Origin of the sequence: Citrobacter sp. wls615 (assembly GCF_005281355.1) — a bacterium.
Classification (GTDB): Bacteria; Pseudomonadota; Gammaproteobacteria; order Enterobacterales; family Enterobacteriaceae; genus Citrobacter; species Citrobacter werkmanii.
The window spans coordinates 1,898-2,181 of record NZ_SZXM01000046.1 but is presented as its reverse complement, the minus strand read 5'-3'; the positions used below and the strand labels follow the sequence as shown (position 1 = coordinate 2,181).

General features: G+C 67.6%; 1 protein-coding gene. It reads left to right on the top strand.

Annotated elements, in window-relative coordinates:
- Positions 1 to 17: 17 nt before the first annotated feature.
- A partial coding sequence (locus FDX04_RS24195) for an Ig-like domain-containing protein (RefSeq protein ID WP_170975162.1) occupies positions 18 to 284 on the top strand: 267 nt, incomplete at its 3' end.

The window sequence follows — 284 nt, the reverse complement described above, 5'->3', positions numbered from 1 at the left end:
CCGCACTGGGTATCACCGTGGACACCACCGTGGCGGCCGCGGTCATCACCCTGAGCGACGACACCGGCACCACCGGCGATAACCAGACCAACGTAGTGACACCGGGCTTTGCCATCACCACGGATAAAGACGCCGTGAGCGTGATGGTGTCCATTGACGGCGGCGCCCCGGTGGCGGCAACGAAGGATGCGGACGGGCAGTGGCAGATCACCGCCGGCGAGCTGGCCGACGGCGACCACAGCATTGTGGCGACGGTCACCGACGTGGCGGGCAACACCGCCACC